Origin of the sequence: Burkholderia sp. IT-111MI5, from assembly GCF_949752865.1 — a bacterium.
Lineage (GTDB): Bacteria > Pseudomonadota > Gammaproteobacteria > Burkholderiales > Burkholderiaceae > Burkholderia > Burkholderia pyrrocinia_C.
Window position 1 is genome coordinate 1 of record NZ_CATKIF010000044.1, and the last position, 24,847, is coordinate 24,847.

The 24,847-nt window shown below is 69.2% G+C and carries 24 protein-coding genes; 19 read left to right on the forward strand and 5 right to left on the reverse strand.

The window, feature by feature from the left end:
* From ACM6JT_RS24680 to ACM6JT_RS24700, 5 genes are all read left to right on the forward strand, one after another.
* Nucleotides 1–865: amidohydrolase family protein (locus ACM6JT_RS24680; protein WP_414857509.1), on the forward strand; the 865-nt coding region annotated here is incomplete at its 5' end.
* Between the two features lies 1 nt (nucleotide 866).
* On the forward strand, nucleotides 867–1,328 hold the full coding sequence (locus ACM6JT_RS24685) for a DoxX family protein (RefSeq protein ID WP_034183348.1): 462 nt from the start codon (nucleotides 867–869) through the stop codon (nucleotides 1,326–1,328).
* 26 nt (nucleotides 1,329–1,354) lie between these two features.
* Nucleotides 1,355–2,269, forward strand: a complete 915-nt coding sequence (locus ACM6JT_RS24690) for a glyoxalase (protein WP_414857510.1) — start codon at nucleotides 1,355–1,357, stop codon at nucleotides 2,267–2,269.
* Complete coding sequence (locus ACM6JT_RS24695) at nucleotides 2,266–2,961, forward strand: YoaK family protein (RefSeq protein ID WP_034183350.1); 696 nt, start codon at nucleotides 2,266–2,268, stop codon at nucleotides 2,959–2,961. The genes ACM6JT_RS24690 and ACM6JT_RS24695 overlap by 4 nt, the downstream gene beginning before the upstream one ends.
* Nucleotides 2,962–3,035: 74 nt before the next feature.
* Nucleotides 3,036–4,580, forward strand: coding sequence for an alginate export family protein (locus ACM6JT_RS24700; RefSeq protein ID WP_414857511.1), 1,545 nt, complete (start codon nucleotides 3,036–3,038; stop codon nucleotides 4,578–4,580).
* Between the two features lie 107 nt (nucleotides 4,581–4,687).
* Here the strand turns inward: ACM6JT_RS24700 and ACM6JT_RS24705 are convergent, their stop codons facing one another.
* Nucleotides 4,688–6,274 (reverse strand): acid phosphatase, encoded by a 1,587-nt coding sequence (locus tag ACM6JT_RS24705; protein ID WP_034183352.1) that lies wholly within the window; start codon nucleotides 6,272–6,274, stop codon nucleotides 4,688–4,690.
* A gap of 221 nt (nucleotides 6,275–6,495) precedes the next feature.
* On the opposite strand from ACM6JT_RS24705, the gene ACM6JT_RS24710 reads away from it, so the two are divergent.
* The 3 genes from ACM6JT_RS24710 (at nucleotide 6,496) to ACM6JT_RS24720 (ending at nucleotide 8,822) form a co-directional block, all read left to right on the forward strand.
* Nucleotides 6,496–7,845, forward strand: coding sequence for a cytochrome-c peroxidase (locus ACM6JT_RS24710; protein ID WP_414857512.1), 1,350 nt, complete (start codon nucleotides 6,496–6,498; stop codon nucleotides 7,843–7,845).
* Nucleotides 7,846–7,953: 108 nt separating this feature from the next.
* Nucleotides 7,954–8,340 carry a hypothetical protein gene (locus tag ACM6JT_RS24715; RefSeq protein WP_414857513.1) on the forward strand — a complete coding sequence of 129 codons (387 nt, stop codon included), beginning with the start codon at nucleotides 7,954–7,956 and terminating at the stop codon, nucleotides 8,338–8,340.
* Nucleotides 8,341–8,351: 11 nt separating this feature from the next.
* Entirely contained in the window at nucleotides 8,352–8,822 is a 471-nt protein-coding gene (locus tag ACM6JT_RS24720; protein WP_243565606.1) for an NUDIX hydrolase, read from the forward strand.
* Nucleotides 8,823–8,957: 135 nt separating this feature from the next.
* On the opposite strand, the gene ACM6JT_RS24725 is transcribed toward ACM6JT_RS24720, so the two are convergent.
* Nucleotides 8,958–10,667, reverse strand: coding sequence for a glutamine--tRNA ligase/YqeY domain fusion protein (locus tag ACM6JT_RS24725; RefSeq protein WP_034183356.1), 1,710 nt, complete (start codon nucleotides 10,665–10,667; stop codon nucleotides 8,958–8,960).
* A gap of 252 nt (nucleotides 10,668–10,919) precedes the next feature.
* Here ACM6JT_RS24725 and ACM6JT_RS24730 point away from each other — a divergent pair, with 252 nt between their 5' ends.
* Nucleotides 10,920–11,129 (forward strand): ornithine acetyltransferase, encoded by a 210-nt coding sequence (locus ACM6JT_RS24730; RefSeq protein ID WP_006497729.1) that lies wholly within the window; start codon nucleotides 10,920–10,922, stop codon nucleotides 11,127–11,129.
* A gap of 166 nt (nucleotides 11,130–11,295) precedes the next feature.
* A complete protein-coding gene (locus tag ACM6JT_RS24735) occupies nucleotides 11,296–11,844 on the forward strand; it encodes an RBBP9/YdeN family alpha/beta hydrolase (protein ID WP_414857514.1) in 549 nt (182 codons plus the stop codon).
* A 35-nt stretch (nucleotides 11,845–11,879) separates the two neighbouring features.
* Here the strand turns inward: ACM6JT_RS24735 and ACM6JT_RS24740 are convergent, their stop codons facing one another.
* Nucleotides 11,880–13,100 carry a CaiB/BaiF CoA transferase family protein gene (locus ACM6JT_RS24740; protein ID WP_414857650.1) on the reverse strand — a complete coding sequence of 407 codons (1,221 nt, stop codon included), beginning with the start codon at nucleotides 13,098–13,100 and terminating at the stop codon, nucleotides 11,880–11,882.
* A 254-nt stretch (nucleotides 13,101–13,354) separates the two neighbouring features.
* Between ACM6JT_RS24740 and alaS the strand changes: the two genes are divergently transcribed.
* Nucleotides 13,355–15,979 carry an alanine--tRNA ligase gene (gene alaS, locus ACM6JT_RS24745; RefSeq protein WP_414857515.1) on the forward strand — a complete coding sequence of 875 codons (2,625 nt, stop codon included), beginning with the start codon at nucleotides 13,355–13,357 and terminating at the stop codon, nucleotides 15,977–15,979.
* Nucleotides 15,980–16,216: 237 nt separating this feature from the next.
* On the opposite strand, the gene ACM6JT_RS24750 is transcribed toward alaS, so the two are convergent.
* Nucleotides 16,217–17,131, reverse strand: a complete 915-nt coding sequence (locus ACM6JT_RS24750) for a LysR substrate-binding domain-containing protein (protein ID WP_414857516.1) — start codon at nucleotides 17,129–17,131, stop codon at nucleotides 16,217–16,219.
* Nucleotides 17,132–17,254: 123 nt separating this feature from the next.
* Between ACM6JT_RS24750 and ACM6JT_RS24755 the strand changes: the two genes are divergently transcribed.
* The 8 genes from ACM6JT_RS24755 to ACM6JT_RS24790 all read left to right on the forward strand — a co-directional run bounded on the left by ACM6JT_RS24755 (nucleotide 17,255) and on the right by ACM6JT_RS24790 (nucleotide 24,271).
* On the forward strand, nucleotides 17,255–18,508 hold the full coding sequence (locus tag ACM6JT_RS24755) for a YbfB/YjiJ family MFS transporter (protein WP_414857517.1): 1,254 nt from the start codon (nucleotides 17,255–17,257) through the stop codon (nucleotides 18,506–18,508).
* A gap of 121 nt (nucleotides 18,509–18,629) precedes the next feature.
* A complete protein-coding gene (locus ACM6JT_RS24760) occupies nucleotides 18,630–19,166 on the forward strand; it encodes an NUDIX domain-containing protein (protein ID WP_034183361.1) in 537 nt (178 codons plus the stop codon).
* A 139-nt stretch (nucleotides 19,167–19,305) separates the two neighbouring features.
* Complete coding sequence (locus tag ACM6JT_RS24765) at nucleotides 19,306–19,743, forward strand: acyl-CoA thioesterase (RefSeq protein ID WP_111017938.1); 438 nt, start codon at nucleotides 19,306–19,308, stop codon at nucleotides 19,741–19,743.
* Nucleotides 19,744–19,752: 9 nt separating this feature from the next.
* Nucleotides 19,753–20,688, forward strand: a complete 936-nt coding sequence (locus tag ACM6JT_RS24770; RefSeq protein WP_034183363.1) for a branched-chain amino acid ABC transporter permease — start codon at nucleotides 19,753–19,755, stop codon at nucleotides 20,686–20,688.
* Complete coding sequence (locus ACM6JT_RS24775) at nucleotides 20,681–21,910, forward strand: branched-chain amino acid ABC transporter permease (protein ID WP_414857518.1); 1,230 nt, start codon at nucleotides 20,681–20,683, stop codon at nucleotides 21,908–21,910. Before ACM6JT_RS24770 ends, ACM6JT_RS24775 begins: the two co-directional genes overlap by 8 nt.
* A complete protein-coding gene (locus tag ACM6JT_RS24780) occupies nucleotides 21,907–22,659 on the forward strand; it encodes an ABC transporter ATP-binding protein (RefSeq protein WP_414857519.1) in 753 nt (250 codons plus the stop codon). The genes ACM6JT_RS24775 and ACM6JT_RS24780 overlap by 4 nt, the downstream gene beginning before the upstream one ends.
* Nucleotides 22,656–23,363 carry an ABC transporter ATP-binding protein gene (locus ACM6JT_RS24785; protein WP_414857520.1) on the forward strand — a complete coding sequence of 236 codons (708 nt, stop codon included), beginning with the start codon at nucleotides 22,656–22,658 and terminating at the stop codon, nucleotides 23,361–23,363. The genes ACM6JT_RS24780 and ACM6JT_RS24785 overlap by 4 nt, the downstream gene beginning before the upstream one ends.
* Before the next feature lie 161 nt (nucleotides 23,364–23,524).
* Nucleotides 23,525–24,271, forward strand: coding sequence for an SDR family NAD(P)-dependent oxidoreductase (locus ACM6JT_RS24790; RefSeq protein WP_034183367.1), 747 nt, complete (start codon nucleotides 23,525–23,527; stop codon nucleotides 24,269–24,271).
* 61 nt (nucleotides 24,272–24,332) lie between these two features.
* On the opposite strand, the gene ACM6JT_RS24795 is transcribed toward ACM6JT_RS24790, so the two are convergent.
* Entirely contained in the window at nucleotides 24,333–24,827 is a 495-nt protein-coding gene (locus tag ACM6JT_RS24795) for a heme-degrading domain-containing protein (RefSeq protein ID WP_131946744.1), read from the reverse strand.
* Between the last annotated feature and the right edge of the window lie 20 nt (nucleotides 24,828–24,847).

Below are 24,847 nucleotides of genomic sequence, written 5' to 3' on the forward strand. Positions count from 1 at the left end.
ATGGCGCATGCATGCGACCTACGACGAAACGATCAGCCGCGCGCTCGACGTGTTCGAAAAGGTGAACCGCGAAATTCCGCTCGACGGGTTGAACTGGTTCTTCGATCATGCGGAGACGATCTCCGAAAAATCGATGGATCGTATTGCGGCGCTGGGCGGCGGTGTTGCGGTGCAGCACCGGATGGCGTACCAGGGGGAATACTTCGTCGAGCGCTACGGTGCACAGGCGGCCGAGGCGACGCCGCCCGTCGCGAAGATGCTCGACAAGGGGCTCAAGGTGTCGGCCGGCACCGACGCAACGCGTGTCGCGTCGTACAACCCGTGGGTGTCGCTCGCATGGCTCGTGACGGGCAAGACGGTCGGCGGGCTGCGCATGTATCCGCAGCGCAACCTGCTCGATCGCGAGACCGCGCTGCGCATGTGGACCGAATACGTGACGTGGTTCTCGAACGAAGAGGGGAAGAAAGGGCGTGTAGCGGTCGGGCAGCTTGCCGACCTGATGGTCCCGGATCGCGATTTCTTCACATGTGCGGAGGACGATATCGTGGATACGACCGCATTGCTGACGGTGGTCGGCGGCAAGATCGTGTGGGGCGCGGGGCCGTTCGCGTCGCACGACGCGCCGATTCCGCCCGCGATGCCGGACTGGTCGCCGGTGCGCGAGTACGGCGGCTACGGCGGCTGGGGCGCGACACAGCGCAACGGCGCACCGCTGCAGCGTGCGGCGGCCGCCGCGATGTGCGGCTGCTCGAGCGCGTGCAACGTGCACGCCCATGCACATGCGAGCGCGTGGGGCAGCGCATTGCCGACGTCGGATGCGAAGGGCTTCTGGGGCGCGTTCGGTTGTTCGTGCTGGGCGGTCTGACATGGCGGCCCCGACCAACTCCGGCGGTTTCGGCAACCCGGCGTGGGTTCGCGCGCTGCTGGCGCAGCCGTGGGTCCTGCCGCTCGTGCGCCTCGCGCTGGTGTCCGCGTACCTGATCGGAGGCGTCGCGAAGGCGCTGGATTTCGGCGGCGCGGTCGCCGAGCAGGCGCATTTCGGCCTGCATCCGGCCGCGCTCTGGGCGGCGCTCGCGATCGCGGTCGAGATTGCCGGCTCGCTGTGCGTGGTGTTGAACCGCTTCACGTGGCTCGGCGCCGGCGCCCTCGGCATGCTGACGCTTGTCGCGATGGCGGTGGCGAACGATTTCTGGAACCGCACGGGCGCCGATCATTTCATGGCGCTCAACAGCTTTTTCGAGCATCTCGGGCTGATCGCCGCACTCGTGCTCGCGACGCTGCTCGCCGATGCGAAGCACACGGCCGGCGACGGCCGTACCACTCGATGACGATGAAACAACAAGGAAATCCTGTGATGAAAACGATTCGTTCCGCCTTGCTCGCGCTTGCGATCGCTGCCGGCCTCGTCGCGGCGCCGGCGGCGTACGCGAAGCCGCCCGTGCCGCCGGCGGCCACGCCGACGCTCGCCGTCGGGCCGCAATACGACACGACGCACGTATACGTCGCCCCCGAGGATTTCGATCGCTTCACCGACAGCTTCGTCGCGACGTTCGGCGGCAGCAAGTCGAAGCAGGGCGTGTTCCAGGTCACGCCGACCCCGAGCCAGACGATGTCGCAACTCGTTTTCACGCCGGCGGGCACGATCTCCGTGTTCGGCTTCAAGACGCCCGTGCCCTGGCCGTTCGGCGCGGAGCGCACGGGTTATCTCGTCACCGACATGGACGCGGCGATGAAGGTGGCGCGCGAGCATGGCGCTGAAGTGATCGTCGACACGTTCCCCGATCCGATCGGCCGCGATGCGGTGATCGCGTGGACGGGCGGCGTGAAGATGCAGCTGTACTGGCACACGCAGGCGCCGAACTACGCGGCGCTGCAGACGATCCCCGAGAACCGCGTGTATGTGTCGCCGCAGAGCGTGCGCAAGTTCGTCCATGATTTCGTCAAGTTCTCGAACGGCAAGGTGGTGTCCGACAACCTCAAGGCGCCCGGCATCGAGATCGGCCGGCCGAACGACACCTATCGCCGCATTCGCATCACGTCGGGCTTCGGCAAGATGACCGTACTCGTGACGGACGGCCAACTGACTTACCCGTACGGGCACGAGACGACCGGCTACGAAGTGCCGGATCTGGCAGCGACGCTGAAGCAGGCGCAGGCCGCGGGCGTGAACGTGCTCGTGCCGTCGTATACGGCGGACGGGCGCGATGCGGCGCTCGTGCAGTTCCCGGGCGGCTACGTCGCCGAGATCCACGCGAGCGCGGCGCGATGAAGCACGAAGACACGATCCTTTCCGCGGTGGCCGGCTTCGTCGATACGCTGAGCTTCGTCGCGCTGTTCGGACTGTTCACCGCGCACGTGACGGGCAACTTCGTGCTGATCGGCGCGGGCGTCGCGGGGTTCGGGCAGGGCATCCTGCTGAAGCTCAGCGTGTTTCCTGCGTTCGTGTGCGGCGTCGTCGCGAGCAGCCTGATCGCGCGCGCGCTTTCCGCGCGGCCCGCATGGCAGGGCGCGCGAGCCCTGCATACGGTGCAGGCCGTACTGCTGCTCGGCTTCTGCGCGGCCGGCGTGTGGGCGACGCCCGTGACGCAATCCGACAGCCTGCCGGTGCTGGTGGCCGGTTTCGTCGGCACGTTCGCGATGGGCGTGCAGAACGCGCATCCGCGCGTGATCGCGCGCGCCGGCGTGCCGAACACGGTGATGACCGGCAACGTCACGCAGGCGATCCTCGATGTCGTCGACCTGCTGTCCGCCGGCACGGCCGACAGCGTGCGCACGACGGCACGCGCGCGCTTCGCGAAGATGCTGCCGGCGATCGTCGCGTTCGCGCTCGGCGCGATATGCGGCGCGCTGGGCTTTCGCCATATCGGGTTCTGGGCGCTGCTTGTGCCCGCCGGCACGCTCGCGGTGCTGGCGGCATGCGCGGGGGTGTCCGCCGGTGCCGGCACGCAGGAGCATGCATGATCGTGCAGCGTGGAGGGACGCGTCGCGGCGGCGGCGGGCGAGCGGCCCGGATTGACGCAGGCGGTCGCGAACGGATGGCCGCGACAAGCGGGCAGCGTGCCGCGACGACCCGAGGCAGTCGCTTCGACCGGGTTGCCCGCGCGTCGGTTGTCGCGGGGCTGCTGTTCGCCGGTGCCGACGCGGCGATCGCGGAAGCTGCACCGACATCGACACCGACACCGACATCGACATCGACATCGACATCGACATCGACATCGACATCGACATCGACATCGACGTCGGCCGGCGGCACCGCATCGACGTGCACGGCCAAGCGGCCGACCGTGCTGTTCAACCGCTGGCAGGAAGACTGGTCGGTGCTCGCGAATCCATGCGTGCCGCGCGTGCCGCTCGACGGGTTGAAATACATCCCGCTCGGCAACGATCCGTCATCCTATCTTTCGCTCGGCGTGAACCTGCGCGAGCGTCTGGAAACCAACGACGCGCCGTTGTTCGGAATCGGCTCCGCGCAATCGGACACGTACCTGATCCAGCGCGTCGAAGTGCATGCCGATGCGCATCTCGGCCAGCACTGGCAGTTCTTCGTGCAGTTGCAGGACGACCGTGCGTTCGGCAAGAACACGATCTCGCCGGTCGACAGGAATCCGCTCGATCTCGAACAGGCATTCGCGACCTACACGGGGGCGCTCGGCGGCGGCACGTTCAAGTTCCGCGTCGGCCGCCAGGAGATGGCGTTCGACTTGCAGCGTTTCATCGCCGCGCGCGACGGCCCGAACGTGCGGCAGGCGTTCGATGCGGTGTGGGCCGACTACGAATATCAAAAGTGGCGCTTCATCGCGTATGCGACGCAGCCCGTGCAGAACCGCACCGTGTCCGCGTTCGACGACGTGTCGAACCGCAACCTCACGTTCAGCGGCGTGCGCTTCGAACGGCAGTCGGTCGGGCCCGGCGACCTGTCGGGCTACTGGTCGCGCTACAACCGCAGCAATGCGCGCTTTCTCGATGCGAGCGGCGCCGAGCGCCGCGACGTGTGGGACCTGCGCTACACGGGCACGCAGGGGCGCTTCGACTGGGATCTCGAAACGATGCTGCAGACGGGGACGGTCGGCAGCAGCTCGATCCGCGCGTGGGCGCTCGGCTCGATCGCCGGCTACCGGCTCGATGCACCGTGGTCGCCGCGCGTCGCGCTGCAGGTCGACGCGGCGTCGGGCGACCGGCATCCGCACGACGGCCGCATCGGCACCTTCAATCCGCTGTTTCCGAACGGCTATTACTTCACGCTCGCGGGCTTCACCGGCTACTCGAACCTGATCCACGTGAAGCCGTCGGTGACGCTGAAGCCGTCGCCGAATCTGGCGCTGCTCGGCGCGCTCGGTTTCCAGTGGCGCGAGACGACCGGCGACGCCGTCTACCAGCAGGGCAACGCCGTGGTGCCGGGCACGGCCGGCAAGGGCGGGTTGTGGACGGGGATGTACGTGCAGCTGCGGGCGGACTGGACGATCGCCGCGAACCTGATCGGCGCGGTCGAGGCCGTGCATTTCCAGGTCGGCGATGCGATCCGGCAGGCGGGCGGGCACAACGCCGACTATGTCGGCGTCGAGCTCAAGTACGGGTGGTGACGAAGGGGCGCGACAACAGCTCGCACTCGTGAGAAAAAGGGCGGCCGCGAGGCCGCCCTTCGTTCGTCCGGACCGGCAGCGCCGCCGGCCCGTTCGTCGCGATGCCGTTACAGGTTCGGCGACAGCGTGAGCGCGTTCGTCAGGTCGCCCATCGGCTGCGCGCCGTTGGCCTTCAGCGCGTCGTCGCGCTGTTGCAGGCCCGCGAGGCGCGGCAGCGAGTAGCGGCGCGTGATGAAGCGCAGGATCGAGCCCGTGTCGTACTGCGTGTGGTCGACGAAGCCCTTCTTCGCATACGGCGACACGATCAGCGCCGGAATGCGCGTGCCCGGACCCCAGCGGTCGGCGTTCGGCGGCGCGGCGTGATCCCAGAAGCCGCCGTTTTCGTCGTACGTGACGACCACGACCATGTTCTTCCACTGCGGGCTCGCCTGCAGGTGCGCGATCACGTCGGCGATGTGCTGGTCGCCCGACGTGACGTCCGTGTAGCCCGGGTGCTCGTTCAGGTTGCCCTGCGGCTTGTAGAACGTCACCGCCGGCAGCGTGCCCGCGTCGATCGCCTTGATGAACTCGGCGCCGTTCGCGCCGCCGTCGAGCAGGTGCTGCGCGCGGTTCGCGGTGCCCGGCGCCTGGTTCGCGAAGTAGTTGAACGGCTGGTGGTGCGGCTGGAAGTTCGGCGTCGACAGGTCGGCACCGTAGATCACGTTCGACGTGCCGTTCTGGCTCGCCTGCAGCGCCTGGCCCCACGCGCCGCTATACCATGCCCACGACACGTTCGCATTGGTCAGCAGGTCGCCGATGTTGGTGGCCGTTTGCGGCGGCATCGTCGACGCGTTGGCCGGGTCGGCGAGCAGCGGGTCGCCGCCCGTGGCCGCCTTGTTGCCGCTCGGCTGATACGGCGGCTGCATCGTGTTGACCGCGAAGAAGTCGGGCGTGATCGCGCCGTCGTTGACGAACTTCGGCGGGCCGCTCAGCGCGGACGCGGGCGAATTCGCGGCGACCTTCAGCGACTTGCCGTCCGCGTTCAGCACGGCGATCTTGCCGGCCGCGGGGCTCGTGTTCGCGTTCGCGTAGAACGGCGCGCACGCGCAGATCAGGTACTGGTGGTTCAGGAACGAGCCGCCGAACGCGCCCATGAAGAAGTTGTCGGCGAGCACGTACTGCTGCGCGATCTTCCACAGCGGCAGCTTCGACGGGTCCGGCGTGTAGTGGCCCATCGTCAGGCCGCCGGCATCGGTCCACGCGGCGTACATGTCGTTCTTGCCGCCGTTGATCTGCATCTGGTCCTGGTAGAAGCGGTGCACGATGTCGCGCGTCGCGATGCTCATCGGCTGGTTGAAGCCGTTCGGATCGTCGATCGCGAACGGCGCGTTCGGCAGGTTCGCCGTCATCGCCTCGGTGACTGCCGGCGTGATGCCGGTCGCGGTCAGGCCGCCCCAGACCTTCGGCAGCGTCGCCATCGTCGAGCCGTCGCGATCCTTCTGCACCGAATTAGCGGCCGTCGCGTTCTGCAGGCCGTTCGCGCCCGGGAAGTTGCCGTACAGGTTGTCGAAGCTGCGGTTTTCCGCGTAGATCACGACAACGTTCTTGACGGCCGACAGGCCCTGTTGCGTGACGTCGTCGCCGCCGCAGGCGGTCAGGCTGAGCGCGGCCGCGAGGGCGATCGGCGTATAGCGAATCCAGGCGTGCTTCTTCATGCGATGTTCTCTCTTTCGTCGTTGGTCGCGTGTGGGAACCGGGTTGGCGCAGGGCCGGCGCGACAGGCGCTGGGCGCCGACCGGCTGCGCGCATTATCTGGAACCCGTTTGACAGGCGGGTGTAGGGGCGCTTTCAATTGACTGTCGGCGGAACGTCACGCGATGGTCACGGAACTGACATAAGCTCCAGCCGATTGCCCACCGCTACCCATAGAACGACGATGCCCACCACCCCGAAATCCCTTGCGTCCGCGCGATCGTTGATCCATGCCGCGGCGGCCCTGGCGTTGGCTGCCGGGCTCGCGGCACTGGCCGGTTGCGATGCGCGGCCCGGCGCGAATTCGCCGGCCGCGGCCGTCGTGCCGGCCGCCCAGGCCGCGCCGGCCGCGCCCGCGGTCGCACCGGCCAGCCAGCCGCAGACGCGTGCGCAGGTGTTCGAGGGCGTGAAGCAGATGACGGCGCTCGGCAAGCAACTGTTCTCCGATCCGTCGCTGTCGGGCTCCGGCAAGCTCGCGTGCGCGTCGTGCCACAGCGCCGAACATGCGTTCGGGCCGCCGAACGCGCTGTCGGTGCAGCTCGGCGGCGACGACATGCATCGCATCGGGTTCCGCGCGGCGCCGTCGCTGAAGTACTTGCGCGGCATCCCGCCGTTCAGCGAGCACTTCCACGATTCGCCCGACGAGGGCGACGAAAGCATCGACGCGGGCCCGACCGGCGGGCTGACCTGGGACGGCCGCGTCGACACGCGCGACGCGCAGGCGCGCATTCCGCTGCTGTCGCCGTTCGAGATGAGCAGCTCGCCGGCGCGGGTCGCGCAGGCGGTGCGCGCGGCGCCGTATGCGGACGCGTTCCGCAAGGCATTCGGCGAGCGGGTGCTCGGCGACGATCAGGCCGTCTTCGACGCGGTGTTGCGTGCGCTCGATGCGTTCCAGCAGCAGCCGGCGCTGTTCGATCCGTACACGAGCAAGTACGACGCGTACCTGGCCGGCCGCGCGCAGCTCACGCCCGCCGAGTTGCACGGTCTGCAACTGTTCAACGACGAGAAGAAGGGCAATTGCGCGAGCTGCCACATCAGCCAGCGCACGCTCGAAGGCGGCCCGCCGCAATTCAGCGATTTCGGGCTGATCGCGATCGCGGTGCCGCGCAACCGCGCGCTGCCCGTCAACCGCGACCCGCGCTTTCACGATCTCGGCGCGTGCGGCCCCGAGCGCACCGACCTGAAGGGCCGCGACGAATTCTGCGGGCTGTTCCGCACGCCGTCGCTGCGCAACGTCGCGCTGCGCAAGACGTTCTTCCACAACGGCGTGTATCACTCGCTCGAGGACGTGATGCGCTTCTACGTCGAGCGCGACATTCATCCGGAGAAGTTCTACCCGGTCGTGCACGGCAAGGTGCATATCTACGACGACCTGCCGAAGCGCTACTGGCCGAACATCAACCGCGAACCGCCGTTCGACCGCAAGCGCGGCGAGCAGCCGGCGCTGAACGCGGCCGAGATCAAGGACGTGATCGCGTTCCTGGGCACGCTGACTGACGGATATCAACCCGGGTCGACGCAGGCGGCCCGCTAAAAGTGCTGCACGCGGCACGCATGCTATGCTCGCTCGCTGACGGGCGTGGCGCGTGCCGGTTCGCCGGCATGCACCGCGCCGTTCGATCGAACATCCAAGGAGAACAACATGTCGATGCGTGCATCCCTTTCCGTCGTCACGCGTGTGCTGGCCGGCGCCGCGTGCGTTGCCGCGATGCTGCCCGCCCACGCGCAGAACAACCTGAACTTTCTGACCAACACGCCGCTCAGCTATTTCAGCAAGGCCGACACGGCGTCGCTGTCGAAGGCCGCCGAGAAGGTGCGCGACGAAGGCAAGGACGGAGAGACCACGACCTGGCAGAACAGCGGCAACCGTACGCAGATCGAGGCGAAGCTCACGCCGACCACGACCGAGACGGACGGCAAGACCTGCCGCGAAATCACCACCGACATCACCGCGAAGGGCCAGGCGATGACGCTCAAGCCCGTCTACTGCAAGACGGCCGCGGGCAGGTGGCAGTTGCAGAAGCACTGAGCGCGCGTGTGATGAAACGGGGCGGCGCGCCGCGCGCGGTGTCGTGCGGCGTCGTGATCCTCGATGCGGCCGGCCGCGTGTTCCTCGCGCACGCGACGGATACCACGCACTGGGACATCCCGAAGGGGCAGGGCGAACCCGGCGAGACGCCGGCCGACGCGGCGCTGCGCGAACTGCTCGAGGAAACCGGCATCGAGTTCGCGCCGGCCCGGCTGCTCGATCTCGGCCGCTTCGCGTACCGGCACGACAAGGACCTGCACCTGTTCGCGGTGCAGGTGGCGGACGGCGAGATCGATCCCGCGCTGTGCACGTGCACGTCGCTGTTCCCGAGCCGTCGCGACGGTTCGATGATTCCCGAGATGGATGCGTATCGCTGGACCGCGCCGGGCGATATCGACGCGTATGCGAGCCGCAGCCTCGCGCGGCTGTTCCGCACGAAGCTGTCGCTCGCGGAACTGCATCGGCGGCTGTCGGAGGTGTGAATGAACGCGGAGGCTTTCGTCGCCGCGTCGCTGGCTTCGCTTCGTTGCATGCAATAAAAAACCGGCCCTCGAGCCGGTTTTTTCATGGTCGCGCGACGTCGGCCCGAGGCCGCGCGCCGCACGCGGAGCAGGCCGTCAGGCCGGCTTGCCCCAGCTGTCGCGCAGCCCGACGATCCGGTTGAACACGGGCTTGCCCGGCTTCGAATCGACGCGGTCGGCAACGAAGTAGCCGTGCCGCTCGAACTGCAGGCGCGTTTCCGGCGCGATGTCGCTGTTGCCCGGCTCGACGTACGCCTGCACGATCTTCTTCGAATCGGGGTTCAGCGCTTCGAGGAAGTTCGCGCCGCCCGCGTCCGGATGCGGCTCCTTGAACAGGCGGTCGTAGATCCGCACTTCGGCCGGCTGCGCATGCTTCGCGCTGACCCAGTGGATGTTGCCCTTGACCTTGTACGTGTTCGCGCCTTCGGTGCCCGACTTGCTGTCCGGGAAGTAGTTGCAGTGCACGGCCGTCACGTTGCCGTCGGCATCCTTGTCGAAGCCCGTGCATTCGATCACGTAGCCGTAGCGCAGGCGCACCTTGTTGCCCGGGAACAGGCGGAAATAGCCCTTCGGCGGGTTCTCGACGAAATCCTCGCGCTCGATCCACAGCTCGCGCGAGATCGGGAACGTGCGCACGCCGCGCTCCGGATGGTGCGGATGCACGGGCGCCGTGCACGCTTCTTCCTGGCCTTCCGGATAGTTGTCGATCACGAGCTTCAGCGGATCGAGCACCGCGACCGTGCGCGCGGCCTTGTCGTCGAGGTCGTCGCGCAGCGCGCCTTCGAAGATGCTCATGTCGATCCACGAATCGATCTTCGTCACGCCGATCCGCTCGCAGAACAGGTGGATGCTTTCCGGCGTGAAGCCGCGGCGGCGCACGCCGACGATCGTCGGCATCCGCGGGTCGTCCCAGCCGTCGACGTGGCCTTCGGTGACGAGCTGCAGCAGCTTGCGCTTGCTGGTGATCGCGTACGTGAGGTTCAGTCGCGAGAACTCGATCTGTTGCGGCAGCGGGCGCGTGAACACGCCGGCTTCCGCGAGTTCGTTCAGCACCCAGTCGTACAGCGGGCGGTGATCCTCGAACTCGAGCGTGCACAGCGAATGCGTGATGCCTTCGAGCGCATCCGAGATGCAGTGCGTGTAGTCGTACATCGGATACACGCACCATGCGTCGCCGGTGCGGTAGTGGTGCGCGTAGCGGATCCGGTAGATCACCGGGTCGCGCATGTTCATGTTCGGCGAAGCCATGTCGATCTTCGCGCGCAGCACGTGCTCGCCTTCCTTGAACTCGCCGGCCTTCATGCGGCGGAACAGGTCGAGGTTCTCGTCGGGCGTGCGGTCGCGGAACGGCGACGGCTTGCCGCCTTCCGTCAGCGAGCCGCGGTTCGCGCGCATTTCGTCGGCGCTCTGGCTGTCGACGTACGCCTTGCCGCGCTTGATCAGCAGCTCGGCGAATTCGTACAGCTTGTCGTAGTAGTCGCTCGCGAAATACTGGTGATCGACCGCGTCCTTGCGCCAGTCGAAACCGAGCCAGCGCACCGCGTCGACGATCGAGTCGACGTACTCGACGCTTTCCTTTTCCGGGTTCGTGTCGTCGAAGCGCAGGTGGCACACGCCGCCGTAGTCGCGTGCGACGCTGAAGTTCAGGCAGATGCTCTTCGCGTGGCCGATGTGAAGATAACCGTTCGGCTCGGGCGGGAAGCGCGTTTCGACGCGGCCGCCCCATTTGCCGGTGCGGTTGTCGTCGTCGATGATGTTGCGGATGAAGTTGGAAGCCGCGGGGGCGTCGTTGCGTTCGGTGCTCATGCGGTTGGCGTCAGGTTGTGTCGGCGCGTCGCGCCGGTTTAATCCTGTAATTCTACCTGACCGGGGTCCGTCCCGCGCGGCTTGCGGGTGAGGGCCGTTGTGTTCGCGACGCGTGCCGCAATATCTCGATAGTGTGTCGGCTGTAACACGACGTAAATCGGATTGCTCGCGCCGTTCGGGTTTTCCTATGGTGGCTTCACCGATTCAATGCCGCCATTCGCGTAATTGCGTGGCGGGAGGAAGCCAATAATCATGATGAAGAAGACCACTTTTCTGGTTCGTACCGCGGTGATCGTCGCGGCACTGTCGCAACTCGGCGCATGCGCGATGACGCATACGCAACGCAATGCCGGTATCGGCGCGGCCGCGGGCGGCGCGCTCGGCTACCTGATCACGGGCGGCCCGGTCGGCACGGTTGCCGGCGCGGCGGCAGGCGGCCTGGTCGGCGCCGGCGTACGCTGATCGAAGCCGGCGCGCCTGAGCGCCGGCCGGTCGTGATGCCGTCCCGAGCGCGTCACGACCCGCTGCACATCCTTCCGGTTTTTTTGACAGGCAGCATCAGGGAGAGGAGGGTGTGCGACACTTCGTCGACTTCACAAAACCACACCATTCGTCGACGAATCCTTTCATGAGCGCCCCCCTCGTTTTCGTCCTGCCGGGCTACGCCAATTCGGGCCCGCTTCACTGGCAAAGCCGCTGGGAGCGCGCCGATGCGCGTTTCTCGCGCGTCGCGATGCCCGACTGGGACCGCGCGTTCCGCAACGGCTGGTGTCTCGCGCTCGATCGCGCGGTCGAAGCCGCGCGCGGGCCGGTGCTGATCGCCGGCCACAGCCTCGGCACGCTGACCGCCGCGTGGTGGGCGACGCGTTATGCGCGCCCGGCCGCGCTCGCGAAAGTGCGCGGCGCGCTGCTCGTCGCGCTGCCCGATCCCGCCGGGCCGGCGTTTCCGGCCGACGCGCACGGCTTCGGGCCCGTGCCGCACGAGCGGCTGCCGTTTCCGACCTGCGTGGTCGCGAGCAGCGACGATCCGTACGGCTCGCTCGCGTTCGCGCGCGGCTGCGCGCATGCGTGGGGCAGTGAATTCCGCGACATCGGCCCGCGCGGCCACATCAACGCGGACAGCGGGCTCGGCGACTGGCCGGCCGCGCGCGACTGGCTGGACGCGCTCGCGCGCTAGGCGCCGCCGCGCGGCGCTTGAAGCGCGGCCGCTCGTCAGATCGCCTGCTTCGCCTTCAACGCCGCGATCCGTTCGTCGTCGTAGCCGAGCATGTCGCGCAGCACGTCGTCGGTCTGCGCGCCGAGCAGCGGCGGGGCCGTGCGCGCGTCGGGCGGCGTCGCGCTCATCCGGATCGGGTTGCGCACGAGCTGCACGTCCGCGCCGCACGGGTGCGGCAGCGACACCTGCATCCCGCGCGCGACGACCTGCTCGTTGTCGAACACTTCCTCCAGATCGTTGATCGGCCCGCACGGCACGCCGGCCGCTTCGAGCACGCCGATCCAGTCGGCCTTGCCGCGCGCCTTCACCATCTCCGCGAGGATCGGCACCAGCGTGTCGCGGTGGCGCACGCGCGACGGGTTCGTCGCGAAGCGCTCGTCGTCGGCCAGTTCGGGCCGGCCGCCGGCCTCGACGAACTTGCGGAACTGCCCGTCGTTGCCGACCGCGACGATGATCCACCCGTCGCTCGTCTGGAACGTCTGGTACGGCACGATGTTCGGATGCGCGTTGCCCCAGCGCATCGGCGGCTTGCCGCTCGCGAGGAAGTTGGTGTTCATGTTCGCGAGCAGCGCGACCTGCACGTCGAGCAGCGCCATGTCGATGTACTGGCCTTTGCCGGTACGGTCGCGGTGCGCGAGCGCGGCAAGCACGGCGATCGTCGAGTAGAGGCCGGTCGCGAGATCGGCGATCGCGACGCCGGCCTTCTGCGGGCCGCCGCCCGGCTCGCCGTCGCGCTCGCCGGTGATGCTCATGAAGCCGCCGATTCCCTGCACGATGAAGTCGTAGCCCGCGCGGTGCGCGTACGGGCCGGTCTGGCCGAAGCCGGTGACCGAGCAGTAGACGAGATCGGGCTTCACCGCGCGCAGCGATTCGTAATCGAGCCCGTATTTCTTCAACTGGCCGACCTTGTAGTTCTCGAGCACGACGTCGCTTTGCGCGGCGAGTTCGCGCACGATCTGCTGGCCTTCGGGCGTCGCGATGTCGATCGTCACCGAGCGCTTGTTGCGGTTCGCCGCGAGATAGTACGCGGCCTCGGCAGTATCCGCGCCGTCCGCGTCCTTCAGGTACGGCGGCCCCCAGTGGCGCGTGTCGTCGCCGGCGCCGGGGCGCTCGACCTTGATCACGTCCGCGCCGAAATCGGCGAGGGTCTGCGCGCACCACGGGCCCGCGAGCACGCGGGTGAGGTCCAGCACGCGGATATGGCTCAGGGCACCCATCGTCGAATCGTCTCCTTTCATGGCTGGCCTTCCTTGTCGGGCAAGGCCGATTGGCATGAAGCGCATCTTAAGGCGAATCGGCCATCCGGGTGGCCCAGCCGGGCCGGCCGGATGGCCGAGCCGCTTTGCCGGCGCTTTGCCCGGAAGCCGGCTCCGATCCCGTATAATCGATCGTTTCAGAATCCATGCCGCCGCGCGCCCCGCCTGGGGCGCCGGCGTTTGAAGCCGTCTTTGCCAGACTGTCCCCGCACGCCATGAAAGCTGCCGAAATCCGCGAGAAATTCCTCAAATTCTTCGAATCGAAGGGCCACACGATCGTCCGCTCGTCGAGCCTCGTGCCCGGTAACGACCCCACGCTGATGTTCACGAACTCGGGCATGGTCCAGTTCAAGGACGTCTTCCTCGGCACGGACCAGCGCCCGTATTCGCGCGCCACGACGGCGCAGCGCAGCGTGCGCGCGGGCGGCAAGCACAACGACCTCGAGAACGTCGGCTACACGGCGCGCCACCACACCTTCTTCGAGATGCTCGGCAACTTCTCGTTCGGCGACTACTTCAAGCACGACGCGATCCGCTTCGCGTGGGAGCTGCTGACCACGGTCTACCAGCTGCCGAAGGAAAAGCTGTGGGTCACCGTCTACCAGGAAGACGACGAGGCGTACGACATCTGGGCGAAGGAAGTCGGCGTGCCGGCCGAGCGCATCATCCGGATCGGCGACAACAAGGGCGCGCGCTACGCGTCCGACAACTTCTGGACGATGGGCGACACGGGCCCGTGCGGCCCGTGCACGGAAATCTTCTATGACCACGGCCCGGACGTGTGGGGCGGCCCGCCGGGGTCGGCCGAGGAAGACGGCGACCGCTACATCGAGATCTGGAACCTCGTGTTCATGCAGTTCAACCGCGACGCGCAGGGCAACATGACGCGCCTGCCGAAGCAGTCGGTGGACACCGGCATGGGCCTCGAGCGCCTCGCCGCGGTGCTGCAGCACGTGCACAGCAACTACGAGATCGACCTGTTCCAGAACCTGATCAAGGCCGCCGCGCGCGTGACCGAGATCAGCGACTTCACCAACAACTCGCTGAAGGTGATCGCCGATCACATCCGCGCGTGCTCGTTCCTGATCGTCGACGGCGTGATCCCCGGCAACGAAGGCCGCGGCTACGTGCTGCGCCGGATCGTGCGCCGCGCGATTCGCCACGGCTACAAGCTCGGCCGCAAGGGTTCGTTCTTCCACAAGCTGGTGGCCGACCTCGTCGCCGAGATGGGCGTCGCGTATCCGGAGCTGAAGGAAGCCGAACAGCGCGTGACCGACGTGCTGCGCCAGGAAGAAGAGCGCTTCTTCGAAACGATCGAGCACGGGATGTCGATCCTCGAGGGCGCGCTGGCCGACGTCGAAGCGAACGGCGGCAAGGTGCTCGACGGCGAACTCGCGTTCAAGCTGCACGATACCTACGGCTTCCCGCTCGACCTCACGGCCGACGTGTGCCGCGAGCGCGGCATGACGGTCGACGAGCCGGCATTCGACGACGCGATGGCGCGTCAGCGCGAGCAGGCACGCGCGGCCGGCAAGTTCAAGGCCACGCAGGGCCTCGAATACACGGGCGCGAAGACCACCTTCCACGGCTACGAGGAAATCGCGTTCGACGACGCGAAGGTCGTCGCGCTGTACGTCGACGGCTCGTCGGTCAACGAAGTGAAGGCCGGCCAGGATGCGGTCGTCGTGCTCGACCACACGCCGTTCTACGCGGAATCGGGCGGCCAGGTCGGCGACCAGGGCGTGCTCGCGAATGCGTCGACGCGCTTCGCGGTGGCCGATACGCTGAAGGTGCAGGCCGACGTGATCGGCCACCACGGCTCGCTCGAGCAGGGGACGCTGAAGGTCGGCGACGTGCTGCGCGCGGAAATCGACGCGCACCGTCGTGCGCGCACGCAGCGCAACCACTCGGCGACCCACCTGATGCACAAGGCGCTGCGTGAAGTGCTCGGCGCGCACGTGCAGCAGAAGGGCTCGCTCGTCGATGCCGACAAGACCCGCTTCGACTTCGCGCACAACGCGCCGATGACCGACGACGAAATCCGTCGCGTCGAGCAGATCGTCAACAACGAAATCCTCGCGAACGCGCCGGGCATCGTGCGCGTGATGCCGTACGACGAAGCGGTGAAGGGCGGCGCGATGGCGCTGTTCGGCGAGAAGTACGGCGATGAAGTGCGCGTGCTCGACCTCGGCTTCTCGCGCGAACTGTGCGGCGGCACGCACGTGCACCGCACCGGCGACATCGGCTTCTTCAAGATCGTCGTCGAAGGCGGCGTCGCGGCCGGCATCCGCCGCGTCGAGGCGATCACCGGCGACAACGCGGTGCGCTTCGTGCAGGATCTCGACGCCCGCATGAACGAAGCGGCGGCCGCGCTGAAGGCGCAGCCGTCGGAGCTCACGCAGCGCATCGCGCAGGTGCAGGACCAGGTGAAGTCGCTCGAGAAGGAACTGGGCGCGCTGAAGTCGAAGCTCGCATCGAGCCAGGGCGACGAACTCGCGCAGCAGGCCGTCGAAATCGGCGGCGTGTACGTGCTGGCCGCGACGCTCGACGGCGCCGACGCGAAGACGCTGCGCGAAACGGTCGACAAGCTGAAGGACAAGCTGAAGAGCGCGGCGATCGTGCTGGCGGCCGTCGAAGGCGGCAAGGTCAGCCTGATCGCAGGCGTCACGCCCGACGCGAGCAAGAAGGTCAAGGCCGGCGAGCTCGTGAACTTCGTCGCGCAGCAGGTCGGCGGCAAGGGCGGCGGCCGTCCGGACATGGCGCAGGCTGGCGGCACCGAGCCGGCGAACCTGCCGGGCGCGCTGGCCGGCGTCAAGGGCTGGGTCGAAGAGCGTCTTTGATCGGCCTGGCCGACGCGGCGCCCGCGAGGGCGGAGCGCCGGCCGGCACCGCGCGGTTCTTTTGACGGAATCGCATGAAACGAAACGACCCGATTCGGTCATTGGCCGGTCGGGTCGTTTCGCGTTTACACGGGGTGCGGGTGGCTGATCTGCCGCCATGCATGACGCACGAGCGGTAGCCAGCCATGCAGACGGGCGGCGCGCGGGTGCGTCGTCGTGCGTCCGTCGGCGGATCCCGTCAGGCCGGCTGCGCCACGCGCGGCTTCTGCGCCGGGTCCGGCTGCCGCGCGGCCTCCTCAAGCGCGTCGCGCAGCGCGGCGAGCGCCGCCGACGCGTAACCCTGCCGCCACGCGAGCAGCGTATCGATCCCTTCGAGTTCGGGAATCGTGTGCGCGGCGATGTTGCCGGTCTCGGGCTGCAGGTCGAGCACCGAACGCGGCGCGACCGCGATGCCGGCGCCGGCCGCGACGCACGCGACGATCGCGTGATACGAGCCGAGTTCGAGCACGCGCGCCGGCTTCATCCCATGCGCGGCATACCACTGCTCGGCGTACTTGCGATACGCGCAGCCGCGCTCGAACGCGATCAGCGTCGGCAGGATCACGTCGCGCGGCGTGCGCACCGGCGGATGGCCGCGCGGCGTGAGCAGCACCAGATCCTCGCGGAAGACCGGCACCGTCTCGAACGTGTCGGGCAGCGTGTCCGGCGTGGGCGGGCGCGCGAACAGCGCGGCGTCGATCTCGAAGTCGCGCACCTTGCCGATCAGCCAGCCCGTCGTGCCCGTCACCAGTTCGAGCGACACGTCGGGCCACGTATGGTGATAGCGCGCGAGCACGGTCGGCAGCCGGCTCGCGGCGGTGCTTTCCATCGTGCCGAGCCGCAAACGCCCGCGCGGCGTGTCTTCGCGCACCGCGTCGCGCGCCTCGTCGGCGAGCGCCAGCAGGCGCTCCGCATACGGCAGCAGCGTGTGCCCGGCCGGCGTCAGCACGAGCCGGCGGCCGTCGCGCACGAACAGCGCCGCGCCGAGTTCCTCCTCGAGCTGCTTGATGCGCGTCGTGACGTTCGACTGCACGCGATTGAGTTTCGCCGCCGCGCGCGTCACGCCGTTCTCGCGCACGACCGCCCGGAAAATCGCCAGCGCCGCCAGGTCCATGATTCTCTCCAAGCGATGAATGGATTCTTAATTATTCATTTTTCGAGATCATCTGGTCAAGCTACGATGGACGCATTCCGGTTTCCGATCCGGCCGGCGCGTCGCGCGCCGGCCCATCCCGCCATGTCCCGCTCCGATGCCCCGACCGCCGCCGCCGGCGCGCTTCCGTCCGATCAGGCCGACCGCCGCGCCCGCGCGGCCGCGCTGGCCTGCATGGTCGGCCTCGCCGTCGTGCTCGGCGTCGGCCGTTTCGCGTTCACGCCGCTGCTGCCGTTGATGCTCGCGGACGGTTCGATCGGCCTGAAGGCCGGCGGCTGGCTCGCATCGGCGAACTACGCGGGTTACTTCGCCGGCGCGGTCAGTTGCGCGGCGCTGCGCGTCGCGCCTGCGCGGATGGTCCGCTTCGGGCTCGCGGCCACCGTGCTGCTCACCGCCGCGATGGGCATCGGCCACCTGCTGCCCGTGTGGCTCGCGGTGCGCTTCGTCGCGGGCGTCGTCAGCGCGTGGACGTTCGTGTTCATGTCGCAATGGGGGCTGCGGCGCCTGGCCGAGCTGCACGCGCCCGAGTGGAGCGGGGTGATCTACGCGGGGCCCGGCGTCGGCATCGTGCTGACGGGGCTGATCGGCAGCGCGCTGGCCGGGCGGCCGGCGGCGTCGGGCTGGCTCGGCTTCGCGGCGCTGTCGGCCGTGCTGTCGGTCGCGATCTGGCGCACCTTTGCGGTCACGCCGGTGCAAGCCGTGCCGCCGGCCGGCACCACGCCGCACGCGGCCGCCGCGGCCCCGTCGGCCTCCGCGGCGCCGGCCGACGCGCGCCGCCATCGAGCCGATGCCGCGTGGCTCGTCGTGCTGTACGGAACGCCGGGCTTCGGCTACATCATCACCGCAACGTTCCTGCCCGTGATCGCACGCACCGCGCTGCCCGTCGGTTCGCCGTGGCCCGACCTGTTCTGGCCGATGTTCGGCGCGGCGCTGATCGTCGGCGCGATCGCCGCCGCGCGGCTGCCCGGGCACTGGGACAACCGGCTGCTGCTGGCGGCCGGCTGCGCGACGCAGGCGCTCGGCATCGCGGCGGGGATCGTGTGGCCGAACGCGCTTGGCTTCTCGGTCGGCAGCGCGCTGCTCGGGCTGCCGTTCACCGCGATCACGCTGTTCGCGATGCGCGAGGCGCGGCGCCTGCACGGCGAGCGCGCGGCCGGGCTGATGGGCTATGCGACCGCGTCGTACGGGGTCGGGCAGATTATCGGGCCGCTCGTCGCGGCGCCGCTTGCGGCGCGCTTCGGGTCGTTTTCCCCCGCGCTGTGGGTCGCGGTGGCCGCGCTGCTCGCGGGTGCCGCCGGCTTCGCGGCGATCGCCGCAAAGGGCCGCCTGCGACGCTGACGCCCGAGGGGCCGGATCGTCTGCGGGGCGGGCAAACTCGCTAGAATGAGGCCTTTCCCGCGCCGAGCGGGTGCGCGGGCGGCCGGCAGGCGGCCGCCGCGCGTCCGCCAGATCCCCATCGATGACCACCGCCGACTACCGCTTTTGCCCGCGCTGCGCGAGCCCGCTGACCGAGCGCGCCGATCCCGAACATGAGGGCGGCCGCGTCCGCCAGGCGTGCCCCGACGACACCTGCGGCTATGTTCACTGGAACAACCCGCTGCCCGTCGTCGCCGCGATCGTCGAGCTCGACGGCAAGATCCTGCTCGCGCGCAACGCGGCCTGGCCCGAAGGGATGTTCGCGCTGATCACCGGTTTCCTCGAGAACGGCGAGACGCCCGAGGACGGCATCGCGCGCGAGGTGTTCGAGGAAACGGCGCTGAAGGCCGAGCATGTGTCGCTCGTCGGCGTGTACGAATTCATCCGCAAGAACGAACTGATCATCGCGTACCACGTGCGCGCGTCGGGCACGGTCGCGCTGTCGCCGGAACTGCTCGAATACCGGCTCGTCGATCCGCCGCTGCTGCGCCCGTGGCGCGCCGGCACGGGCGTCGCGCTCGCCGACTGGATGCGCGCGCGCGGCCTCGACTTCGAATTCGTCGACCGGCCGGGGCAGTGACGGGCCGGCCCGTCCGCAGGGTTTCATCCGCCGTGCCGCGCGCGACCGCGACGCGGCGCTTCGCTTGTTGCCGGCGCGCCGTGCCGTACGGCCGCCGCGCTTCGTCTTCATCGTCCCCATCGTCCTGACCGCCATCGCCATGTCCGACAAGCCGCAGCCGCGTCCGCGCGACGCCTACCGCCACTTCCTGCCGATCACGACCCGCTGGATGGACAACGACGTCTACGGGCACGTGAACAACGTCGTCTACTACAGCTACTTCGACACCGTCGTGAACGAGTACCTGATCCGCGCGGGCGTGCTCGACGTCGAGCACGGGCAGACGATCGGGCTGGTCGTCGAGACGCAGTGCAACTACTTCGCGCCGCTGGTGTTTCCGCAGTCGGTCGACGCGGGGCTGCGCGTCGCGAAGCTCGGCACGTCGAGCGTGCGCTACGAGGTCGGGCTGTTCGCGCAAGGCGACGCATCGCCCGCCGCGCAGGGGCATTTCGTGCACGTGTACGTCGATCGCGGCACGCGTCGCCCGGTGCCGCTGCCCGACGCGCTGCGCGCCGCGCTCGACCCGCTCGCGGCCTGACGGTTCGCGGTGCACGCGGTCGCGCTCCAGGCCTTCAACGGCCTCAGCTACGGTTTGCTGCTGTTCATGCTGTCGGCGGGTCTCACGCTGATCTTCAGCGTGCAGGGTGTGCTGAACTTCGCGCATGCGAGCTTCTACATGCTCGGCGCGTATGTCGGCTACAGCATCGCGGCGCGCGCGGGCTTCTGGCCCGCGCTCGTGCTCGCGCCGCTCGCAGTCGGGCTGCTCGGCGCCGGCTGCGAACGCGCTCTGCTGCGCCGCGTGCAGGCGCGCGGCCACACGAGCGAGCTGCTGCTGACCTTCGGCCTCGCGTACCTGATCGGCGAGGGCGCGAAACTGCTGTGGGGGCTCGCGCCGCTGCCGGCGCCCGTGCCGACGCTGTTCGACGGTGCGCCCGTGACCGTATTCGGCCTCGCGCTGCCGCGCTACCGGCTGTTCATGATGGGGATGTCCGCGGCGATGCTGGTCGCGCTCGGCGCGCTGCTGCGCGTGTCGCGCATCGGGCTCGTCGTGCGCGCGGCGCTCACGCACCGCGCGGCCGTCGAGGCGCTCGGCTACGACGTGCCGCGCGTGATGACCTTGTTGTTCGGCGCGGGCACCGCGCTCGCGGCGCTGGCCGGCGTGATCGGCGCGCCGCTCGCGGTGATCGAACCCGCGCTGGCCGAGACCGTCGGGTCGGTCGTGTTCGCGGTCGTCGTGATCGGGGGGCTCGGCTCGCTCGGCGGCGCGTTCGCCGCGTCGCTCGCGGTCGGTTTCGCGCAGACCTTCGCGGCCGCGAGCGACACGTCGTTGCGCGACCTCGCGTTATGGGCCGGCGTCGCGCTGCCCGACAGCGTGGCCGCGGTGTCGATCGCGCAGCTGGCGCCGCTGGTGCCGTACCTGCTGCTCGTCGCGGTGCTGGTCGCACGGCCGCGCGGGCTGTTCGGCGAGCGTGCAGATGCGTAGCCGCGCGCTCGCCGGCCTTGCGCGCTGGGCGCTGTTCGCCGCGTGCGTCGTGCTGCCCGCGTGGCTGTGGCCGCACGGCGCGGTGCTCGGTTATCTCGCGCAGACGGCCGCGCTCGTCGTGCTCGCGCTGTCGTACAACCTGCAGCTCGGCACGACCGGGCTGCTGTCGTTCGGGCATGCGGCGTTCGCGGGCCTCGGCGCCTTCGCGGCCGCGCACTGGTTCAACCGTTTCGGCGGCCCGCTGCCGCTGCTGCCGCTCGTCGGCGGCATGGCCGGCGCGGGCTTCGGCTTCGTCGCCGGGCTGCTCGCGACGCGCCGTTCAGGCACCGCGTTCGCGATGATCACGCTCGGGCTCGGCGAATGCGTCGCCGCCGCCGCGTGGAGCGTGCCCGCGTGGTTCGGCGGCATCGGCGGCGTGCCGATCGATCGCGCGAGCGGCACGCCGTGGGGCGGCTGGCATTTCGGCGCGCCGGTGCAGGCGTACGCGGTGATCGCCGCATGGTGTGTCGTGTCGGCGTGGGCCATGCACGCGCTGACGCGCACGCCGCTCGCGCGGCTCGCGAACGCGGTGCGCGACAACCCGGAACGCGTCGCCGCGCTCGGCACCGATCCGCGCCGCGTGCGGCTCGCGATGGTCACCTGCGCGTCGTTCTTCGCGGGCATCGCCGGCACGCTGACGCTGATCGACGTCGAAATAGCGACGCCCGACAGCGTGTCGATGGCACGCTCCGCGACCGTGCTGATCGCCGCGGTGATCGGCGGCACCGGCGCGTTCTTCGGGCCGGCGGCCGGCGCGGCGATGCTGACCGCGCTGAGCATCGTCGTCGCGGGCGTGTCGCGCGCGTGGGCGCTGTATCTCGGCGTGTTGTTCGTCGTGATCGTCGTGGCCGCACCACGCGGGATCGCGGGCATCGCGCAAGCGCTCGCGCATGCGTTGCGCCGCAGCGCGCCGGCGGCCGAGCGGTGGCGCATGCTGTGCGGCGTCGGCGCGTGCGTGTTCTGGGGCGTCGCGATCGTCTGCGCGGCCGAACTCGGTTATGCATGGCGCTTCGCGCAGGACGACGGCACGGGCTTCGCGTTCGGCGCATGGGGCATCGATGCCGATATGCCGGCCGGCTGGGCCGTCGCGTGCTCGGCGGCCGGCATCGGCACGCTGCTGTGGGGCTGGCGCGCGCGGCTCGTGCAGGGCACGCAGGCCGGCAAGCGGGAGGACGGGCGATGAACGGCAACGCGATCGCGCTGCATGGCGTCGTGCAGCGCTTCGGTGCGCAAACGGTGCTCGACGGCGTCGAGTTGAGCATCGCGGCCGGCGAGCGCCATGCGCTGATCGGGCCGAACGGCGCGGGCAAGTCGACGCTGTTCGGCGTGATTGCAGGCGCAACGCGGCCGACGCGCGGGCGCATCGTGCTGCACGGCGTCGAACTGCGCGGGCGCGGGCCGGTCGTCGCGAGCCGCCTCGGCATCGGCCGCAGTTTCCAGCAGACGAGCGCGTTCGCGCGGCTGACCGTATTCGACAACCTGCGCTGCGCGGCGCTGCATGCGCCGGCCGAGCGGCGGCGCTGGTGGAACCGGCTGCGCGAATCGGCGTCGGTCGATCTCGCGGCCGCGCGCGTGCTGCACGACATCGGTCTCGACGCGCGGCGCGACACGCCGGCCGCCGAGCTGGGCTATGCGGAGCAGCGTGCGCTCGATCTCGGGATCGCGCTCGCGAGCGGTGCGCGCACGCTGCTGCTCGACGAGCCGACGGCCGGCATGAGCCGCGCGCAGGCGGCGCGGATGATCGCACTGATCCGGGCGACGACGCAGGGCCGCACGGTGCTGATGATCGAGCACGACATGGATGCGGTGTTCGGCTTCGCCGAACGCATCACGGTGCTCGTGCGCGGCACGGTGGTCGCGACCGGCGAGCCCGATGCGATCCGTGCCGATCCGGCGGTGCGCGCTGCGTATCTCGGGGAGGGCAGCGTATGACGAGCGCACTGCTCGACATTCGCGACCTGCGCGCGTGGTACGGATTGCAGCCCGTGCTCGACGGCGTCGATCTCGCGCTCGCGCCGGGCGAGACGCTCGCGCTGCTCGGCCGCAACGGCTCGGGGCGCTCGACGCTCGCGAAGGCCGTGATGGGGCTCGTGCGCACGGCCGGCTCGGTGCGCATCGCCGGCGCCGAATGCGCGGGCGCGCGTACGTTCGAGATCGCGCGGCGCGGCGTCGCTTACGTTGCCGAAAGCCGCGACGTGTTTCCGCTGCTGACCGTGCGCGACAACCTGAAGCTCGGGCTGCGCGGCATGCGTGGCGTGGCCGAACGCGCGGCGCTCGACCGCCTGTTCGACCGTTTTCCGCTGCTGTCCGCGCGCGCGGACGTGAAGGCCGGGCGGCTGTCGGGCGGCGAGCAGCAGGTGCTCGCGCTGGTGCGTGCGCTCGCCGGCAGCCCGCGCGTGCTGATCGTCGACGAACCGGCCGAAGGGCTCGCGCCGCTCGCGGTCGACGAAGTCGGTGCGTGCCTCGCCGCGCTGCAGGACGACGGCGTCGCGATCGTGCTGATCGAGCAGCGACTGCAGCTTGCGCCGAGGTTGACGACGCGCGTCGCGGTAATGGGGCGCGGACGGATCGTCTACGACGGCGCGCTCGACGGCCTGGCCGGGGACATCGCCAACGCGTGGCTGAGCGCCGGCTGACGGCGCCGGACCGATTGTTCGGCTGGCCCCGCCAGACAATTCGCGTCGAGCCGCTTTATCGCCGCCGCGCGGCACCTTAAATTGCCACTCATGCCGGGCCGCAACATCGATGCGGCGACCGGCGCCATCCATCGATAGTCATCTGACTGAGGAATGAAATCATGAGCAAGCTGGCAAACAAGGTAGCGATCGTCACGGGCGGATCGAAGGGCATCGGTGCCGCGATCGCGAAGGCGCTGGCCGCGGAAGGCGCGTCGGTCGTCGTCAATTACGCGAGCAGCAAGGCGGGTGCCGACGCGGTGGTGAGCGCGATCGTCGAAGCCGGCGGCCGTGCGGTGGCGGTCGGCGGCGACGTGTCGAAGGCAGCCGACGCGCAGCGCATCGTCGATACGGCGATCGACACGTACGGCCGTCTCGACGTGCTCGTCAACAATTCCGGCGTGTACGAATTCGCGCCGATCGAAGCGATCACCGAAGAGCACTACCGCCGGCAGTTCGATACGAACGTGTTCGGCGTGCTGCTCACGACGCAGGCGGCCGTCAAGCATCTCGGCGAAGGCGCGAGCATCATCAACATCAGCTCGGTGGTGACCAGCATCACGCCGCCCGCCAGCGCCGTCTACAGCGGCACCAAGGGCGCGGTCGACGCGATCACCGGCGTGCTCGCGCTCGAGCTCGGCCCGCGCAAGATTCGCGTGAACGCGATCAACCCGGGCATGGTCGTGACCGAAGGCACGCACAGCGCGGGCATCATCGGTTCCGATCTCGAAGCGCAGGTGCTGGGCCAGACGCCGCTCGGCCGCCTCGGCGAGCCGAACGACATCGCGTCGGTCGCCGTGTTCCTCGCGTCGGACGATGCACGCTGGATGACCGGCGAACACCTCGTCGTGAGCGGCGGGTTGAACTGATCGCGCGAGTCGGCAAATCGGCACGATCGGCGAGCATGCGCCGATCGTGCCGATTGCGTCGTCAAGCGATCATCGCCAGCGCGTTCGCGCCGACGTGCCAGCTCAGGCTCTCGACGACGAGCGCGTGATTGCGTTCGGAATCGAGCCCCGCGATCGTCATCGCACCGACGAGGCCGGCACCGGCGACTCGCAACGGCACGCCGCCGCCGTCGAGTGCGTAGTCGTCGTCCGACAGGCCCTGCGACCGCAGCGACCAGCCGGCGCGGCGAAACTGCGCGCCGACCTCGAGCGAACTCAGGCCGAAGCGGAGCACCGTGTTCTGCCGGCGGCGGATCGCGTCGCTGTCTTCCGCACGGCTGCCGTCGAGCGCGCAGTAGAACAGCGGTGCCGCTTCGCCGACGATGCCGACCGCGATCGGCAGCCCGCGGCGCGATGCGATATTGATCGCGATTTCCCCGAGCCGGCGCGCAACGTCGGCGTTGAAGTGGGGTAGCGCCATGTTCGGCGCATCGTCGTCGAAGGGCGCGTGATCGATGCGCAGGAAGGTCGTCACCATGGCGGCTCCGTATCGTCGCA

Coding starts and splice junctions, on each gene's coding strand:
- alaS (WP_414857515.1), top strand. CDS start 13,355: ATGAAAGCTGCCGAAATCCGCGAGAAATTCCTCAAATTCTTCGAATCG.
- ACM6JT_RS24750 (WP_414857516.1), bottom strand. CDS start 17,131: ATGGACCTGGCGGCGCTGGCGATTTTCCGGGCGGTCGTGCGCGAGAAC.
- ACM6JT_RS24790 (WP_034183367.1), top strand. CDS start 23,525: ATGAGCAAGCTGGCAAACAAGGTAGCGATCGTCACGGGCGGATCGAAG.
- ACM6JT_RS24795 (WP_131946744.1), bottom strand. CDS start 24,827: ATGGTGACGACCTTCCTGCGCATCGATCACGCGCCCTTCGACGACGAT.
- ACM6JT_RS24690 (WP_414857510.1), top strand. CDS start 1,355: ATGAAAACGATTCGTTCCGCCTTGCTCGCGCTTGCGATCGCTGCCGGC.
- ACM6JT_RS24755 (WP_414857517.1), top strand. CDS start 17,255: ATGTCCCGCTCCGATGCCCCGACCGCCGCCGCCGGCGCGCTTCCGTCC.
- ACM6JT_RS24685 (WP_034183348.1), top strand. CDS start 867: ATGGCGGCCCCGACCAACTCCGGCGGTTTCGGCAACCCGGCGTGGGTT.
- ACM6JT_RS24765 (WP_111017938.1), top strand. CDS start 19,306: ATGTCCGACAAGCCGCAGCCGCGTCCGCGCGACGCCTACCGCCACTTC.
- ACM6JT_RS24705 (WP_034183352.1), bottom strand. CDS start 6,274: ATGAAGAAGCACGCCTGGATTCGCTATACGCCGATCGCCCTCGCGGCC.
- ACM6JT_RS24775 (WP_414857518.1), top strand. CDS start 20,681: ATGCGTAGCCGCGCGCTCGCCGGCCTTGCGCGCTGGGCGCTGTTCGCC.
- ACM6JT_RS24740 (WP_414857650.1), bottom strand. CDS start 13,100: ATGGGTGCCCTGAGCCATATCCGCGTGCTGGACCTCACCCGCGTGCTC.
- ACM6JT_RS24695 (WP_034183350.1), top strand. CDS start 2,266: ATGAAGCACGAAGACACGATCCTTTCCGCGGTGGCCGGCTTCGTCGAT.
- ACM6JT_RS24700 (WP_414857511.1), top strand. CDS start 3,036: ATGGCCGCGACAAGCGGGCAGCGTGCCGCGACGACCCGAGGCAGTCGC.
- ACM6JT_RS24785 (WP_414857520.1), top strand. CDS start 22,656: ATGACGAGCGCACTGCTCGACATTCGCGACCTGCGCGCGTGGTACGGA.
- ACM6JT_RS24710 (WP_414857512.1), top strand. CDS start 6,496: ATGCCCACCACCCCGAAATCCCTTGCGTCCGCGCGATCGTTGATCCAT.
- ACM6JT_RS24730 (WP_006497729.1), top strand. CDS start 10,920: ATGATGAAGAAGACCACTTTTCTGGTTCGTACCGCGGTGATCGTCGCG.
- ACM6JT_RS24720 (WP_243565606.1), top strand. CDS start 8,352: ATGAAACGGGGCGGCGCGCCGCGCGCGGTGTCGTGCGGCGTCGTGATC.
- ACM6JT_RS24725 (WP_034183356.1), bottom strand. CDS start 10,667: ATGAGCACCGAACGCAACGACGCCCCCGCGGCTTCCAACTTCATCCGC.
- ACM6JT_RS24715 (WP_414857513.1), top strand. CDS start 7,954: ATGTCGATGCGTGCATCCCTTTCCGTCGTCACGCGTGTGCTGGCCGGC.
- ACM6JT_RS24780 (WP_414857519.1), top strand. CDS start 21,907: ATGAACGGCAACGCGATCGCGCTGCATGGCGTCGTGCAGCGCTTCGGT.
- ACM6JT_RS24760 (WP_034183361.1), top strand. CDS start 18,630: ATGACCACCGCCGACTACCGCTTTTGCCCGCGCTGCGCGAGCCCGCTG.
- ACM6JT_RS24735 (WP_414857514.1), top strand. CDS start 11,296: ATGAGCGCCCCCCTCGTTTTCGTCCTGCCGGGCTACGCCAATTCGGGC.